Here is a 16,385-nt window from a genome sequence, read left to right as displayed (position 1 = left end):
CTCAGGTGGGAGCAGGGCGGGAGCAGGGTGAGGGTCAGAGTTCGATGCAGGTGCGCAGCGACTCGCCGGTCCTCATCTGGTCGAGGGCGTCGTTGACGCCGTCGAGCCGCACCCGGTGGGTGATCATCGATTCGAGGTCGATCCGGCCGGCCCGCCAGAGCGCGATGGCCCGTTCGTACGACCGGAGTACATCGCCTCCGCCGTACATGGAGGGCAGGATCCGCTTCTCGTCGAAGAACAGCTCGAACATGTTGACCTGGAAGTTGTCGTCCATCGCGCCCGCGCCGACGATGCAGAGGGTGCCGCCGCGCCGGGTGTTCTCGTACGCCGTGCGGGCGGTGGCCGACTTGCCGACGACTTCGAAGACGTAGTCGAAGCCCTCGCCCGCGGTGATCCGCTGCTTGGCGTCGGCGAGTTCGTCCGGGGACACCGCCTCGGTCGCGCCGAACCGCAGTGCCGCCTCGCGCCGGGACGCGACCGGGTCCACGGCCACGATCTGGGCGGCGCCCTGCACCCTGGCGCCCTGGATGGTGGAGATGCCCACTCCGCCGCAGCCGATGACGGCGACCGACGAACCGGCCTCCACCTGTGCGGTGTTGATGGCCGCACCGAGCCCGGTGGTCACCCCGCAGCCGATCAGCGCGGCAATCTCGAACGGCACGTCGTCGGGGATCGGCACGGCACAGCCCGCGCCGACGACGACCTCTTCGGTGAAGGTGCCGGTGCCCGCGAAGCCGAAGACATCTCCGCCGGGGCGCTTGAAGTTGGGCGTGCCCGCGTTCATGAAGCCGGCCAGGCAGAGCTGGGTCTGGCCGCGTTTGCAGGACGGACACGCCCCGCACGCGGGCAGCCAGCAGACCAGCACCCGGTCCCCCGCGTTCAGCCCGGTGACGCCGTCGCCGATGTCGACGACCTCGCCCGCGCCCTCGTGGCCCGGGATGAAGGGGGCGGGCTGCGGCAGCACGCCGCTCATCGCGGAGACGTCGGAGTGACACAGTCCGGTGGCCCGGATGCGGAGCTTGACCTTGCCGGGGCCGAAGCCCACCGCCTCGACGTCGTCGAGGACTTCCAGCTTGTCCTGGCCTATCTCGTGCAGTACGGCTGCGCGCATGGAGCGGCTCCCCTCATGGGCCTGTGGACCTCTTGGAGTTGGTTCAGGAGTGTTCGACGAAGGTGTCACCGAGGACCATGGCGTTGTCCCGCTCCACGGCTCTCACCTCGACCCGTACCTCGTTCCCGCCGGTCCACATCTCGATGCGGAGGGTCTCGCCGGGGAAGACGACCCCGACGAACCGGGTGCGGTAGGAGCGGATACGGGTCACATCGCCACCGAGCACCGTGTCGGTGACGGCCTTGAGTGTCATGCCGTAGGTGCACAGCCCGTGCAGGATCGGCCGGTCGAAGCCGGCGAGCCCGGCGAACTCGGGGTCGGCGTGGAGCGGGTTCCAGTCCCCGGAGAGGCGGTACAGCAGCGCCTGGTCCGGGCGGATCGGACGCTCCACGGTGTGGTTGGGGGCGATGGCGGGATGGACCATCCGCTCGGACGGGCCGCGTTCACCGCCGAAACCGCCCTCGCCCCGGACGAAGATCTGGGCGTCGTTGGTCCACAGCGGACCGTCGTCGTCGGCGGCCTCGGTACGCAGCACCAGTACGGCCGCCTTGCCCTTGTCGTACACCGCGGCGACCTTCGAGGTCTGTACGGCGCTGCCCTTCACGGGGATCGGCCGGTGCACCCGTACGCTCTGCCCGCCGTGCAGCACACCGGCGAGGTCGACGTCGATGCCCGGCGAGGAGAGACCGCCGACGACGCCCATGCCCGCACCCGCGACGGTGGCGAAGGAGGGCAGCACGTGGAGCCGGGACTCCAGGGTGTAGCGCAGCTCTCCGGGGTCGGTGGCCGGGTCGGCCCGGTCCGGGTCGGCGCCCGCGCCGATCCCCAGGTGGTAGAGCAGGACGTCCTTGTGGTCCCAGCTGATCCGGGTGGACCGGGGTTCGGCGGCGACAGCTTTTTCGGCATCAATGGGCATGGGGAAGCTGCTCCTTGATGGTGGGAAGACCTCGGCGCGGCCGTCCGCACCGTCGGCCGCACCGAGGTCGTGCGGGACCGGCCGCCACGCCCGTTCTAGAACGCGTTCTAGCCGATGACCCCATGTATAACGCAGCGCCCAGCCGTTGTGAAGACCATTGCTGACGTAGCGTCAGATCAAGTGTCCGGCCGGGACCCCGGCCATGACAAATGTCATCGCGAAGTCCGTACGCACACCCCTGCCGCAGCCTCGGGCACCCTCCGTAACGTCGTGGTCATGAAGCAGACAACGGGGAGCTCGGCCGCGGTGGTCCTCACCGCGGCGATCAAGACCTTCGGCCGGGCGGGGCGGAGCGTACGGGCTGTCGACGGGATCGATCTGTCCATAGGCCGCGGCGAGACCGTCGCCCTGCTCGGCCGCAACGGGGCGGGCAAGTCCACCACCATCGGCCTTCTGCTGGGTCTGAACGAGCCGGACTCCGGCAGTGTGCGGGTGCTGGGCCGGACCGCCGAGCAGGCGGTACGGGCCGGTCTGGTCGGCGCCATGCTCCAGGACGGGCGGCCCATCCAGCGGGTGACCGTCCGCGAACTGATCACCTTCGTCGCCTCGACCTACCCGCAGCCGATGCCGGTGACCGAGGCGCTCTCGCTGGCGGGCGTCACCGCGTACGCGAACCGGCGCATCGACAAGCTCTCCGGCGGCCAGACCCAGCGCGTCCGCTTCGCCGTCGCGCTGGCCGGCAACCCCGAGCTGATCGTCCTGGACGAGCCGACCGCCGCCCTGGACGTGGAGGCACGCCGGACGTTCTGGGACTCGATGCGGGCCTACGCCCGGCGCGGCAACACCGTCCTCTTCTCCACCCACTATCTGGAGGAGGCCGACGAGAACGCCGACCGGATCGTCGTCATCGACCGGGGCCGGATCGTCGCGGACGGCACCGGCGACACGATCAGGGGCGCGGCCGGCAGCAGTCTCGTCTCCTTCGACCTGGCGGGCGGGCCGACCGAGGGCCTGGAGCTGCTGCCCGGCGTCGTCACCGTCGAGGTGTCCGGGGACCGTGCGCTGCTGCACACCGACGATTCGGACGCCACCGTCATGGAGCTGGCCCGCCTCGGCGCGATCCGTGACCTCCGCGTCTCCCGGGCCACGCTGGAGGACGCGTTCCTCGCCCTCACCTCACCGGCCGCCGCAGCATCCGCAACAGATTCCGAGAAGGGGACCGTGTGATGTTCCGCTACATCGTGCTCGAAGTGCGCAGGACCCTGCGTGACGGCTTCTTCCTGATCTTCGGGACCGGGATGCCGGTGATGATGTATCTGCTCTTCACCAACATCGGCGGGGGCGGGGGCGCCGACGGCTGGAAGACGGCCTCGATGGTCGGCATGGCCGCGTACGGTGCGCTGGGATCCGCCATGTCGATCGGTACGGGAGTCGCCTCCGACAAGACGCTGGGCTGGCTTCAACAGCTGCGGGTCACCCCGCTCGCCCCTTCCCGGGCGGTCGTGGGCCGGGCGATCAGCGGTTCGGTGACCGTCCTGCCGACGATCCTGACGGTGCTGCTGGCCGGCGGGCTGCTCAACGGGGTACGGCTGGACGCCTGGCAGTGGATCGCACTGGCACTGCTGCTGTGGATCGGCGCGCTGCCGTTCACCCTGCTCGGCCTCGGCAACGGCTACCGGCTCACCCCGCAGGGCACCGGGGTCGTCAACGTGGCCTGCCTGATGGGCTTCGCGATCGTCGGCGGACTGTGGTTCCCGCTGGACCTGCTTCCCGAATGGCTGCGCTCCATCGGCAGGTTCACCCCCGCCAACCGGTTCGCCGACCTTGGCTGGGCCACCACCGACGGGCACGCGCCCGGCACCGGAACGATCGCCGTGCTCTGCGCGTGGCTCCTGCTGTTCGGTACGTACGCCGTGATCTCGTACCGTCGGTCCGCGAGGACCGTGTGACACGAGACGACCGTGTGACAGGAGTGGACATGGCCAGGAACCGAGCGGGTACGCGGACGGGCACGTGGCGGGAAAGGCGCAGATGCCGCGACGACCGGCGCCCCGGCCCGCCCGGTCCGTACACCCTGCTGCCCTGGCTGCTGATGGGCATGGGCGCCTTCTCCAATCTCTTCCAGGGCGAGACCCCCAACCCCTGGCTCGGCGGTCTCGGGCTGTTCACCTTCAACTCCCTCTACATCTCCGTGGTGTTCCGCGGCTTCGACAAGAAAAAGCGCGAGAGCCCGGTGTCGTACTGGCTGCTCACGGCGATGGCCGCTGTCACGTTCGGCCTCGCGATCGGCTATGGCGGGAGCTGGCTGCTGTTCTTCCCGCTGCTCTCGCTGGCCTGCGGCACCATCCTGCGCCACCGGCAGCTGGCCGTCGGTCTGCTCTCCCTCGCCGTGGTCGCCAGCCTCATCGCCGTGTGGCGCGGGAACGGCAGCTCGGACCCGTGGACGATCGGATACGGCACCTTCATCTCGGGTGCGGTGACCGCCGCGATCCTCACCCTCGCGGAGACCGTGATGGAACTGCGCGCCACTCGGCAGGAACTGGCCCGCACCGCCGTGGAGAAGGAGCGGCTGCGGTTCTCCCGCGATCTGCACGACCTGCTGGGCCACACGCTCTCCGTGATCGTGGTCAAGTCGGAGGCCGCGCGCCGGCTCGCACCGCGCGACATGGATGCGGCGCTCGTCCAGGTCGCGGACATCGAGTCCGTCGGCCGCCAGGCCCTCACCGAAATCCGTGAGGCCGTCACCGGCTACCGCGAGGGGAGCCTCGCCACCGAACTGGACCGGGCCCGGTCCGCGCTGACCGCCGCCGGGATCGAACCGGTGCTCCGCCGCTCGGGACCGCCGCTCGCCCCGCAGACGGAGGCACTGCTCGGCTGGGTAGTACGGGAGGCCGTCACCAATGTCGTACGCCACTCCAACGCCACCACCTGCTCGTTCGTCGTCGACGGCACATCCGAACGGGTCCGGCTCACGGTCACGGACGACGGCTGCGGACCGGACCCGGGCACACCGGCCACGCCCGGTATCGGCGGCACCGGACTGACCGGCCTCACCGAGCGCCTCGCCGCGGCGGGCGGCTCGCTCCGGGCGGCCCCGGGGCCGGAGCGCGGCTTCGTGCTCACCGCGGAACTGCCGGTGGACGGGACGGATCCGGCGGACGAGGATGCGGCCGCCGGACCCGCCCGGAGCCATAGGCTGGGCCGGTGAACGAGATGCCGCAGGATCACCGTCCGACCAAGTCCGTACGCGTTCTGCTCGCCGAGGACCAGGGCATGATGCGGGGTGCGCTCGCCCTGTTGCTCGGTCTGGAACCGGACATCGAGGTCGTGGCGCAGGTGGGCGCCGGGGACGAGATCGTGGATGCCGCGCTGCTGTCCCGCCCGGATGTGGCACTCCTGGACATCGAACTCCCGGGCCGCAGCGGTCTGGACGCCGCCGCCGATCTGCGCGAGGAGGTGCCGGACTGCCGGGTACTGATCCTCACCACGTTCGGCCGCCCCGGCTATCTGCGCCGGGCGATGGAGGCCGGGGCGGCGGGGTTCCTGGTCAAGGACGGCCCGGTCGAGGAGCTCGCCGCCGCGATCCGCCGGGTGCTGAGCGGTGAGACGGTCATCGACCCGGCGCTGGCCGCCGCCGCACTCAGCGCCGGACCGAGCCCGCTGACCGCGCGGGAGCGGGACGCGCTGAACGCCTCGGTGGACGGGGCGACGGTCGCCGACATCGCGGCGAAGCTGCATCTGTCCGAGTCGACGGTGCGGAACTATCTGTCGTCCGCGATCGGCAAGACGGGGACGCGCAACCGGATGGAGGCGGTGCGGGCGGCGCGGCAGCAGGGCTGGCTGTAGGCGGGACTTCGCGGCCCCCCAGGGACATGATCTGCCGGTGAACGAGCCGGCCCGCACCAGAGTCGAGGTCAGTTCATCTGCCGGCGGGCCTGCTTCACCTCGCGGTCGATGGCCCAGGCGTCGGCGACCGGCCCGAGGTGGCCGAGCTTGTCGGGATTGATCACCGCGCGGATGGTCTGAATCTGCCCGTCGAGCACCTCGAGGACCAGGATGTGGAGCACCTTGCCGTCCCGGTCGCGGAAGATCGCGCCGGGCTGGCCGTTGACCTCGTGCGGCTCGAGCGTCACGTCGATCCGGATCAGCCAGGGGAAGACCGTGCCCAGCATCCGGGCCACCTTCTCCGCACCCATGACGGCCTTGGCCAGCTGCGGGGCCTTGCCGCCGCCGTCCCCGACCAGCTGCACGTCAGCGGCCAGCAGATTCTGCAGCCCGCCCACATCGCCGTCCTTCAGCGCGCCGAAGAACCGCGTCGCCAGCTCCTGCCGCTCCTGACAGTCCGCTGTGAAGCGCGGCCGCCCGGCCTCCATATGCCGCCGCGCCCGCGCCAGCAGCTGCCGGCATGCCGCCTCCGAACGCCCCACCGCCGCGGCGACCTCGTCGAACCCGAAGGCGAACACCTCCCGCAGCAAGAAAACCGCCCGCTCCAGCGGGCTGAGCCGCTCCAGCAGCAGCAACGCCGCCATCGACACCGAGTCGGCCAGCTCCACCGACCGCGCCGGATCCTGATACGGATCGCTCAGCAGCGGCTCGGGAAACCACGGCCCGACATACCGCTCCCGCCGCACCCGCGCAGAACGCAGCACATCGATCGAGATCCGTGTCACCGCGGCCGACAGGAAAGCCTTGGTCGACGTGGGCCGGGTCGCCGAGCCGTCAAAGCGCAGCCACGTCTCCTGCACCGCATCCTCGGCGTCACTCACGCTGCCCAGAATCCGGTAGGCAATCGAAAACAGCAGCGGCCGCAGCTCCTCGAAGTCCTCGACCTTGCTCACGCCGACTCCCCTCCCCCTGATCCCTTCCCACCTGGCCGTACTCGCCGGCGCAGGCAGCTTCTTGTGATCGGCCGGACCACCGGCCGGCCAGAGTAGCGCCCCCGGGCCCGGGGGCCCGGAGCCCGCAGCCGGACCCCGGGCCAGTTGCTGATGCCGTTCAGTGGAACTGCCCGGGTTCGTAGTTGCCGGCCGGCTGCTGGGTGATGACGTTCAACCGGTTCACCGTGTTCATGAAGGAGACCAGGACCACCAGTGCGGTGAGCTGCTCCTCGTCGTAGTGCTTGGCGGCATACGCCCACACCTCGTCAGTGACCCCGCCGGCCGCATCCGCGATCCGGGTCCCCTCCTCCGCCAGCTCCAGCGCGGCACGCTCGGCCTCGGTGAAGACCGTGGCCTCCCGCCACGCCGCCACCAGGTTCAGCCGCACCGAGGTCTCGCCGGCAGCGGCAGCCTCCTTGGTGTGCATGTCGATGCAGACCGCGCAGCCGTTGATCTGGCTCACGCGCAGCGCCACCAGCTCCTGCGTCGCTGCCGGCAGTGGCGAGTCCTTGATCACCTTGCCCGCCGACATGAGGTGCTTGAGGGCCTTGCCGGCGGTCGGGTCGGCGAAGTAGTTCAGTCGCGCGTCCATGGTGTGCTCCTCCGTGGTCGTCAGTGGCTACACCCCTGAGACGAGGTGGCCCGGCCCCCTGTGACATGGACGGATGTGACCTGCGTCTCCTCGCCGTCGGCGCGCGTCAGCCGACGAAGTGCTCCAGCGCCCAGGCGGAAGGAGCCCTGGCAGACTTCCTGCACGCCTACAGCCGCCACCGCTGCCACACCGCACTCGGCGGCCGGTCACCCGTCAGCCGCGTGAACAACGCTTCAGGTCAATGCACCTGGTGCCGGTCAAACCGGTGGCGCGGCAGCCAGAGCGCCATCAGCAGCAGTCCGCCCAGCAGTACCGTGCCGGCCGTCCGGAACGCCAGCGCGTACCCGGCCGTGAGCTCCTCGGGCCCGGTGCCGCCCGCGGTGCGTGCGGCGGCGACGGTGGAGAGCACGGCGAGACCGAGCGCACCGCCCATCGTGCGGGAGGTGTTGACGAGGCCGGAGACCAGACCGGCCTCGCCGTGGGCCGCCCCCGTGATGGCGAGGGAGGCGAGCGGGGTGGATGCCAGGCCCGCACCGGCCATCATCAGGACGCCGGGCAGACAGACCGAGGTGAGGTACGAGCCGTCGGCACCCATCGTGGACTGCCAGCCGAAGCCCGCGGCGGCGACGGTCGTACCGATGAGCGCCAGGTTCTTCGCGCCGACCCCGGCCATGACGCGGGGCGCGCACTTCGAGCCGAGGACGACGGCCAACGACGAAGGCATCAGGGCGAGTCCGGCCTGCAGCGGGGTGTAACCCAGCACCGTCTGGGCGTACACGGTCATGAAGTACCACATCGAGAATGTCGCGGAACCGATCACGAACATCGCCGCGTTCGCCGAGGTCACCGCCCGCGCCCCGAGCACCCTGAGCGGCATCAGCGGCTCCGCGGTCCTGGCCTCCACCACCACGAAGGCGATCAGCAGGGCCACCCCGCCGAGCAGCGGCACCAAGGTCGCCGCCGCGGTCCAGCCCGACTCCTCGGTCTGCACGATGCCGTACGCGACGAAGGCGAGGCCCGCCGTGACGAGGACCGCGCCCAGGAAGTCGATCCGCCGCCGGTCGCCCGCCCGGCCCTCGGCGAGCCAGACCGCCGCGCTTGCCAGGACGAGCACACCGACCGGCACATTGATCAGCAGGACCCAGCGCCAGGACAGCAGATCGGTGAGCACCCCGCCGATCAGCCCGCCGGCCGCTCCGCCGCCCGCGCCGACGGCCATCCAGGTGCCGATCGCCTTCGTCCTGGCCGGGCCCTCGGGAACGGTGGTGGTGAGCAGGGTGAGGGTGGCGGGGGCGAGCACGGCGGCACCGAGCCCCTGCGCGGCGCGGGCGGCCAGCAGCTGCCAGCCCTCCTGGGCGAGCCCGCCGGCCAGGGAGGCCGCGGTGAACAGGCCGAGGCCTATGAGGAACATCCGCTTGCGGCCGTATATGTCGGCGGCGCGCCCTCCGAGCAGCATGAATCCGGCAAACGCGATCGAGTAGGCGTTGAGCACCCATTGCAGTCCGGCGGCGTTCATCCCGAGGTCGGAACGCATGGACGGCAGCGCGACATTGACGACGGATACATCGAGCACGACGAGGAACTGTCCGACACAGGCGGCGAGCACCGCTGCCCAGGTGCGGGTCCTGTGCCGTTGTTGCAGGGGTGCGGGCGTCGTGACGTCAACCATGACCGTCATACTCGCAGCCGCCCTGCGCCCCGTACATCGGTATTCGGGCCGACCCGGGCTCGGTCCGGCGACGTAGCAGCATGAGCGCTGCTGGCTCCGCTAGCGCCGCAGCAACGTCACCACCGCCGCTCCGCCGAGGCCGATGTTGTGGGCCAGGCCGACCCTGGCGTCCTTCACCTGCCTGCCCTGCGCCTCCCCTCTGAGCTGCCAGGTGAGTTCCGCGGCCTGCGCGATTCCGGTGGCGCCGAGCGGGTGCCCCTTGGAGATCAGCCCGCCGGACGGGTTGACCACCCACCGGCCGCCGTACGTGGTGGCCCCGGACTCGACGAGCTTCCCGGACTCGCCCCGGCCGCACAGCCCGAGCGCCTCGTAGGTGAGGAGTTCGTTGATGGAGAAGCAGTCGTGCAGCTCGATGACGTCGAGGTCGGCGGCCGAGAGTCCGGAGGCCTCGTACACCTGCTGGGCGGCGGCCCGCGACATCGGCTGTCCGACGGCGTCGATGCAGGTCCCGGAGGCGAAGGAGTCGCCGGTGTCGGTGGTCATCGCCTGGGCGACGATCTCGACCGCCCGGTCGCCCAGACCGTGGCTCTCGACGAAGCGTTCCGATACGACGACGGCGGCGGCCGATCCGTCGGAGGTGGGTGAGCACTGGAGTTTGGTCAGCGGGCGATGGATGGTCTTCGCGGCGAGGATCTCCTCGGCCGTGTACGGGTCCTGGAACTGGGCGTACGGGTTGTTCACCGAGTGCCGGTGGTTCTTGGCGCCGACCGCGGCGAGTTGTGCCTCGGTCGTCCCGTACCGCTCCATGTGCTCGCGGGCCGCGTTGCCGAATATCTGGGCGGTGGGCGGGCTCATCTCGAAGCCGTGGGCGGCAGCCATGACCCCGTAGTGCCGGGCGACGGGTGATGTCTTGAAGTCACCAGCACCGCCGTCGGCGCCTTTGCCGCCGAGCGCGCCCCGCGCCATCTTCTCGAAGCCGAGCGCGAGGACGCAGTCGCTGCCGCCGCCCTCGACGAACTGCCGGGCCATCATCAGCGCGGTGGAGCCGGTGGCGCAGTTGTTGTTGACGTTGTAGACGGGCACTCCGGTCAACCCGAGTTCGTACACGGCGCGCTGACCGGCTGTGGATGCCTGGAAGCAGTAGCCGACGACAACCTGCTGTACCTGCTCGTACGCGATGGAGGCATCGGTGAGCGCCGCCGTCCCGGCCTCCTTCGCCATGTCCCAGTACTGCCAGTCGCGTGTCTCGGGCTTCTCGAACTTCGTCATTCCGACACCGACGATGTACGCCTTCATGAGCAAGTCCCTTCAATCGCGCGGGAGGCCGAGGATGCGCTCGGCGACGACATTCAGCTGAACCTGGGTGGTGCCGCCCGCGATGGTCAGACAGCGGGACATCAGGAAGCCGTGCACGGCCCGCTCCGCCGCCCCTTCGCCGGCCGCGCCGGCCGGGCCGAGGAGTTCGAGGGCCAGTTCGGCGACCTTCTGCTGGTGGGTGGTCTGGACGAGTTTGCGGATGGAGGCTCCCGCACCGGGTTCGAGACCGGACACCTGCTGCAGGGTGGTCCGCAGTCCGATGCAGGCGAGTGCGTGGGCCTCGGCGGCGAGTGTCCCGATACGGGCCCGGTACGTGCCGTCGAGTTCGCCGGAGCGGGCGATCAGTGCTTCAAGGCCGGTGTCGAAGGTCATCTGGTCGGCCATGTGGACGCGTTCGTTGCCGAGGGTATTGCGGGCAACCCGCCAGCCGTCGTCGATCTCGCCGACGAGGGCGTCGGCGGGGAGCAGAACGTCGTCGAAGTACACCTCGTTGAAGAGCGAGTCGCCGGTGATCTCCTTCAGCGGGCGGATGTCGATGCCCTCGGTGTGCTTCATGTCGACGAGGAAGTAGCCGATCCCCTGGTGCTTGGGGGCGTCCGGATCTGTCCTGGCCAGCAGAATTCCGTGGTCGGCCCATTGGGCGGCGCTCGTCCACACCTTCTGCCCGTTGATCCGCCAGCCCTCGGCCGTCCGCTCGGCCCTGGTCCGGAGCGACGCGAGGTCGGAGCCCGCGCCGGGTTCGGAGAACAGCTGGCACCAGAGGAGTTCGCCGCGCAGGGTGGGCAGCAGATAGCGGTCCTGCTGCTGCGCCGTCCCGTGGGCGATGAGCGAGGGGACGACCCAGGTGGCGATCCCGAGGTCGCTCAGTTTCACTCCCTGTTCCTTCAACTCCTGCTGTATGGCGAGTTGTTGGACGGGACCGGCGCCCAGTCCGTAGGGGGCGGGGAGGTGCGGGGCCGCGTAGCCGGTCGGCGCGAGGGCGCGGCGGGCGGCCTTCGGGTCGAGGCCGCGGGCGACGGCGACGGCCTCGCGCGCCCCGGCCCGGTGGACTGCGGCCTCGGCGGGGAGTTCGAGGGTGAGTTCGCGACGTGCCCCTCCCTCGGCCAGCCGTACGGCCCGCAGCCGGTGGGCGTCGCCGGCCCCGAGCAGCTGCCGGGCCACCAGGGCCCGGCGCAGATACAGATGGGCGTCGTGCTCCCAGGTGAAGCCGATGCCGCCGAGGATCTGGATGCAGTCCTTGGCGCAGCCGTACGCGGCGTCGAGGGCGTCCGACGCGGCGAGGGCGGTGACCATGGACCGTACGTCCGGCTCCTCCTCGTCGGCGGCGCGGGCCGCGTCCCACACCAGCGCGCGGGCCCGCTCGACCCGTACGAGCATGTCGGCACAGAGGTGCTTGATGCCCTGGAACTGCCCGATGGGGCGGCCGAACTGTTCGCGGACCTTGGCGTATTCGACCGCGGTGTCCAGCGCCCGGGCCGCGATTCCACACGCTTCGGCGGAGAAGAGGACAGCGGCGAGGTCGCGTACGTGTGCGGTGTCGGCCCGCACGACATGTTCCGCGGGGACGAGTACGCCCTCGGCACGTATCTCAGCCGTGGGACGGGTCGGGTCGGCGCTGTGGTGCGGGCGGATGGTCAGCCCTTCCGCGGCGGCGTCGACGGCGAACCAGAGGGTGCCGGCGGCCGATTCGGCGGGGAGCAGGAGCAGGTCGGCATCGGCGCCGGAGAGGACGGGCGGGGCCGCGCCGTCGAGCAGATGACCGTCCTCGTGCTCCACGGCGGTGAAGGTGCCGGGGCCGAGCGCGACGGCGCCGATACGCGTGCCGTCCGCGAGGTCACGCACCAGCGCGCCCGCCCCCGACGCGTGCAGTACGCAGGAGGCGAGGGCGCTCGCGAGATACGGGCCGGGGAGCGCAGCCCGGCCCGCCTCCTCCAGGACCACGGCCAGATCGAGGAGCCGGCCGCCCCCGCCCCCGTGCGCCTCGGGCAGATGGATGGAGAGAAGGCCCTGTTCCACAAGGCCGTCCCAGTACCCGGGGCGCACGCCGGGGGTACCGGGGGCATCCGCGTCGAGGAGCTTGCGTATCTCCTGTGGCGGTACGGTGCGCGCCAGCCAGCCGCGTACGGCCTGCGCCAACTCCCTCTGTTCTTCGGTGATTCCGATGCCCATGCGGATCCTCGCCGGTCGCAGCCACTGGAACGGCGCAAGAGTAGAACACGTTTCAATCTGACGGAAGGTCAGCGGAGTGGTCCGATGGCGGCCGGATCGCCGCATGCCTCGGGGCCGGGTGCGCAGCCGTGTCCCGTTCGTACCCCGTTCACCGGAATACCTCGGACATGCGGAAGGTTTCACGCTGCACACACCTGGCGGTCGGTGCTGCCCGCCACAGGCCCCGCACGCCTCTTCAGACCCTCGATCACGCCGCCCGGAGGCCGCACGTATGCCACAGACGACGAACGAACAGCACGCCGGGGAACTCCCCGATCCGCGGATGCGCAGGGCGGGCGGCGGTGTCGTCCCCGTGCTCGCCTTCGCAGGTATCACCGTCGCGGTGATGCAGACCCTGCTCGTCCCCGTCATCAAGGATCTGCCGACCCTTCTCCGCACCGATCCGTCCAACGCCACCTGGGTGATGACCGCGACCCTGCTGGCGGGCGCCGTCGCGACCCCGATCATGGGGCGGCTCGGCGACCTCTACGGCAAGCGGAAGATGCTGCTCGCCAGCCTCGCCGTGATGGTGATCGGTTCACTGATATGCGCCTTCACCGACGATCTCGTGGTCATGATCGTGGGACGCGCGCTCCAGGGCTTCGCCATGGGCGCCATCCCGCTGGGCATCGGCATCATGCGCGACGAGCTGCCGCGCGAGAGGCTCGGCTCGGCGATGGCGCTGATGAGCTCCTCGATCGGGGTGGGCGGCGGACTCGCGCTGCCCGCCGCCGCGCTGGTCGCCCAGCACTCCGACTGGCACACCCTGTTCTTCGGCGCGGCCGGTCTCGGTGTGCTGTCGATGGTGCTCACCGTCCTCGTCGTGCCGGAGACCACGCTGCGCGCCCCCGGACGGTTCGACATCGTCGGCGCGCTCGGGCTCTCGCTCGGCCTGGTCTGCCTGCTGCTGCCCGTCACCAAGGGCAGTGACTGGGGCTGGACCTCGGGCACCACGCTCGGTCTGATCGCCGCCGCCCTGGTGATCCTGGTCCTGTGGGGCCTCTTCGAGCTGCGCAGCCCGGCGCCACTGGTCGATCTGCGGACCACGGCCCGGCGCGAGGTGCTGCTCACCAACCTCGCCTCGATCATGGTCGGGGTCGCCTTCTACGCCGTCTCGCTCGTCCTGCCGCAGCTGCTCCAGCTGCCGACGTCGACGGGGTACGGACTCGGCCGGTCGATGGTGGTCGCCGGGCTGTGCGTGGCGCCGCTCGGTCTGACGATGATGTTCGTCGCCCCGCTGTACGCCCGGCTGTCCGCCCGCCGCGGCCCCAAGGTGTCGCTGATGCTCGGCATGCTGATCATCGCGATCGGTTACGGGGCCGGGCTCGGGCTCATGAGCGCCGCCTGGCAGACCATCGTGATCGCGGTGGTGCTCGGGGCCGGTATCGGACTCGCGTACTCCTCGCTGCCCGCACTGATCATCGGGGCCGTCGATCCGTCCGAGACGGGTGCGGCCAACGGTCTGAACACCCTCATGCGGTCGATCGGTACGTCGGTGTCGAGCGCCGTGATCGGCATGGTGCTGGCGAACACCTCGGTGCGGACGGGCGGGGTGTCGTTGCCCTCGATGGAGGGGTTCCACATCTCGTTCCTGATCGCGACGGGCGCGGTGGTGGTCGGGCTGGTACTGGCCGCGTTCCTGCCGTCGCAGCGCGATGCGATGCGCCCGGCGTTGCTGGCGAGCAGCGAAGACGACGCGTCGGCCCCCGCGCTCTCCGCATCCCGCCCGGTCACCGGTTCGGGCGGCTTCCGCGGCCGGGTGCTGGACACGGACGGTACGCCGGTGGCCCGCGCCAATGTCACGCTGATCGACCACCGGGGCCGGCAGGCCGGTCTCACCGTGGCGGACGAGGACGGCCACTACGTGCTGGCTGCCCCGTCCGGCGGCAGCTTCGTGCTGGCCGGATCGGCCGCCGGATACGCGCCGCGCGCCTACCCGGCGGCCTACCCGGGCAACGGGCTGCCGGTCGATGCCGATCTGGTGCTGACGGTCAGCGCACCGGAGCGTCGAACCGCGGTGTCGTCGTGAGCAGATGAGAGACGTCCGACCCCACCGGCAGCTCCTGCGGCTGTGCGCCGCGGGTGAACAGCCGGGCGGGGCGGGCGCCCTGCACCCGGGCCTGGCGCCCGTTGACCCGCAGCCATGACCCCTCGCGCAGGCCGAGCACCGGCACGTCGTTCTCCTCGAGGAACTCGGTGAGCCGCTCCTCGCGGGTCTCCCCCTTGTGGGTGCTCTCCGGGTCCGGGTCCAGATAGTGCGGGTTGATCTGGAACGGGACGAGGCCGAGCGTCTCGAAGGACGGCGGCTGCACGATGGGCATGTCGTTGGTGGTACGGAGGGTGGGCGCCGCCATGTTCGTACCCGCACTGGCCCCCATGTACGGCAGCCCGTCGCGCACCGCTTCGATCACTGCGTCCCGCAGACCGGTCCGGTACAGCGCGCTCAGCAGCCGGAAGGAGTTGCCGCCGCCTATGAACACGGCGTCGGACGCGGCGAGTTCGGCGACCGGGTCGGCGTTCTCGTGGACCCCTCGGACGCTGATACCGGAGGGGGCGAGGGCGTCGCGGACGCGTGCGGTGTACGCGGTGTAGTCGGCGAGCGCGTACGGAACGAAGGCCAGTCGGGCGCCGGAGGGCAGGAACGCGGTGACGGTGTCCAGGGCGTGTTCCAGATAACCGCAGCCGTACTGGGTGGAGTTGGAGAGCAGCAGCAGATTCACGAGGTTCCTCTTGGGTTCTCTTCGCACGAGGATTTCTCTTCGGGCGAGGGATCTCTTCTGGCGAAGGGTTCTCTTCTGGTCAGGTGGTGCGCGTGCGCCGGGCGCGGGGCTTCGGACGCTGCGGAGGCTGGGTGAGCCGCCTCTCCAGCAGCTGGGCCGCGTGGCGCAGTGCGTCGAGCCGGTCCTCCGGAGCCCCGCAGAAGAGCTCCTCGGCACCGCCGAGGCTGAGGCTCCCGTACGGTTCGCGCCCGAGGAAGACCGGTACGGCGACGGTCGCGATACCGGTGTCGTACTCACCGACCGTCCAGGCGTACCCCTGGGCGCGGACCTTGAGGAACTCCTCCTCCAGCCGGTCCGGGTCGGTGACGGTCCGGTCGGTGAAGCGGGCCATCGGGCGCCCCCGGAAGAGCCGGTGGCGCTGCTCGTCGGGCAGATACGCGTAGTACGACTTACTGGTCGCCCCGGCGTGCGCCGGGTAGAGCTCGCCGACCAGCGGGTAGTAGCGCAGCGGCCCGGCCTCCCCCTCCTCCGCGGCGACGCACCGCATGTGGAAGCTGTCCGGCAGGCAGAACAGGACCGTGTCGCCGGTGACCCGGCGCAGCTCCTCCAGGACCGGCCCGGCCAGCAGTTCCAGCGATCCGGAACGCTCCCAGAGCCTGCCCAGGCGCAGCACGGCGGGGCCGATGCGATAACGGCGGGTGACCGGGTCCGAGACCAGGAAGCCGCGCCCGGCGAGAGTGGCGAGGAGTCGCTGGGCCACCGAGGTGTCCCAGCCGAACTCCTCGGCGACCTCGGTGACGCCCCAGTCGGGCCGGGTCCGCTCGAAGGCGAGCAGCACCAGGAGCGCCCGGTCGACGGTTTGCAGCGCCCCTGCGGGCGTGCGCCGGTCCAGATCGAAGTCCGCCATCGTCATCTCACCATTCAGACCTGAATTGCAAATAACGGGAAACAGTTGCGTTCAACGCTATCCGATCC

At 70.6% G+C, this 16,385-nt stretch carries 14 protein-coding genes and 1 pseudogene; 6 read left to right on the top strand and 9 right to left on the bottom strand.

The features are described from left to right. Window positions 1-34 precede the first annotated feature (34 nt). Window positions 35-1,111 (bottom strand): Zn-dependent alcohol dehydrogenase, encoded by a 1,077-nt coding sequence (locus OG609_RS29035; RefSeq protein ID WP_327275529.1) that lies wholly within the window; start codon window positions 1,109-1,111, stop codon window positions 35-37. Window positions 1,112-1,154: 43 nt separating this feature from the next. Beyond that, window positions 1,155-2,027 (bottom strand): MaoC/PaaZ C-terminal domain-containing protein, encoded by an 873-nt coding sequence (locus tag OG609_RS29030; RefSeq protein WP_327275528.1) that lies wholly within the window; start codon window positions 2,025-2,027, stop codon window positions 1,155-1,157. Window positions 2,028-2,303: 276 nt separating this feature from the next. On the opposite strand from OG609_RS29030, the gene OG609_RS29025 reads away from it, so the two are divergent. Genes OG609_RS29025 through OG609_RS29010 form a run of 4 tightly spaced genes read left to right on the top strand, consistent with a single transcriptional unit; the run spans window position 2,304 to window position 5,873 of the window. Next, window positions 2,304-3,254, top strand: a complete 951-nt coding sequence (locus OG609_RS29025) for an ABC transporter ATP-binding protein (RefSeq protein WP_327275527.1) — start codon at window positions 2,304-2,306, stop codon at window positions 3,252-3,254. After that, window positions 3,254-3,976, top strand: coding sequence for an ABC transporter permease (locus OG609_RS29020; RefSeq protein ID WP_327275526.1), 723 nt, complete (start codon window positions 3,254-3,256; stop codon window positions 3,974-3,976). The genes OG609_RS29025 and OG609_RS29020 overlap by 1 nt, the downstream gene beginning before the upstream one ends. Window positions 3,977-4,005: 29 nt before the next feature. Then, window positions 4,006-5,235, top strand: coding sequence for a sensor histidine kinase (locus OG609_RS29015; RefSeq protein WP_327275525.1), 1,230 nt, complete (start codon window positions 4,006-4,008; stop codon window positions 5,233-5,235). A 5-nt stretch (window positions 5,236-5,240) separates the two neighbouring features. Then, window positions 5,241-5,873 carry a response regulator transcription factor gene (locus OG609_RS29010; protein ID WP_327278217.1) on the top strand — a complete coding sequence of 211 codons (633 nt, stop codon included), beginning with the start codon at window positions 5,241-5,243 and terminating at the stop codon, window positions 5,871-5,873. A 68-nt stretch (window positions 5,874-5,941) separates the two neighbouring features. Here OG609_RS29010 and OG609_RS29005 read toward each other — a convergent pair whose 3' ends face one another. Then, a complete protein-coding gene (locus OG609_RS29005; RefSeq protein ID WP_327275524.1) occupies window positions 5,942-6,865 on the bottom strand; it encodes an RNA polymerase sigma-70 factor in 924 nt (307 codons plus the stop codon). Between the two features lie 157 nt (window positions 6,866-7,022). Beyond that, complete coding sequence (locus tag OG609_RS29000) at window positions 7,023-7,496, bottom strand: carboxymuconolactone decarboxylase family protein (RefSeq protein WP_327275523.1); 474 nt, start codon at window positions 7,494-7,496, stop codon at window positions 7,023-7,025. 140 nt (window positions 7,497-7,636) lie between these two features. On the opposite strand from OG609_RS29000, the pseudogene OG609_RS28995 reads away from it, so the two are divergent. Next, window positions 7,637-7,738, top strand: a pseudogene (locus OG609_RS28995) (IS481 family transposase); the annotation flags it as partial. Here the strand turns inward: OG609_RS28995 and OG609_RS28990 are convergent. From OG609_RS28990 to OG609_RS28980, 3 genes are all read right to left on the bottom strand, one after another. After that, window positions 7,735-9,174, bottom strand: a complete 1,440-nt coding sequence (locus OG609_RS28990) for an MFS transporter (protein ID WP_327275522.1) — start codon at window positions 9,172-9,174, stop codon at window positions 7,735-7,737. The pseudogene OG609_RS28995 and the gene OG609_RS28990 overlap by 4 nt on opposite strands. Window positions 9,175-9,264: 90 nt before the next feature. Then, window positions 9,265-10,461 (bottom strand): lipid-transfer protein, encoded by a 1,197-nt coding sequence (locus OG609_RS28985; protein WP_327275521.1) that lies wholly within the window; start codon window positions 10,459-10,461, stop codon window positions 9,265-9,267. A 12-nt stretch (window positions 10,462-10,473) separates the two neighbouring features. Further along, complete coding sequence (locus tag OG609_RS28980) at window positions 10,474-12,651, bottom strand: acyl-CoA dehydrogenase (protein WP_327275520.1); 2,178 nt, start codon at window positions 12,649-12,651, stop codon at window positions 10,474-10,476. A gap of 271 nt (window positions 12,652-12,922) precedes the next feature. On the opposite strand from OG609_RS28980, the gene OG609_RS28975 reads away from it, so the two are divergent. Further along, a complete protein-coding gene (locus OG609_RS28975; RefSeq protein WP_327275519.1) occupies window positions 12,923-14,719 on the top strand; it encodes an MFS transporter in 1,797 nt (598 codons plus the stop codon). Here OG609_RS28975 and pepE read toward each other — a convergent pair. Next, entirely contained in the window at window positions 14,682-15,410 is a 729-nt protein-coding gene (pepE, locus tag OG609_RS28970) for a dipeptidase PepE (protein WP_327275518.1), read from the bottom strand. The two genes, OG609_RS28975 and pepE, sit on opposite strands and share 38 nt — an antisense overlap. 79 nt (window positions 15,411-15,489) lie before the next feature. Then, entirely contained in the window at window positions 15,490-16,317 is an 828-nt protein-coding gene (locus OG609_RS28965) for an IclR family transcriptional regulator (protein ID WP_327275517.1), read from the bottom strand. Between the last annotated feature and the right edge of the window lie 68 nt (window positions 16,318-16,385).

It is taken from the genome of Streptomyces sp. NBC_01224, from assembly GCF_036002945.1.
Classification (GTDB): domain Bacteria; phylum Actinomycetota; class Actinomycetes; order Streptomycetales; family Streptomycetaceae; genus Streptomyces.
This window is presented reverse-complemented; position numbering and strand designations above follow the sequence as displayed.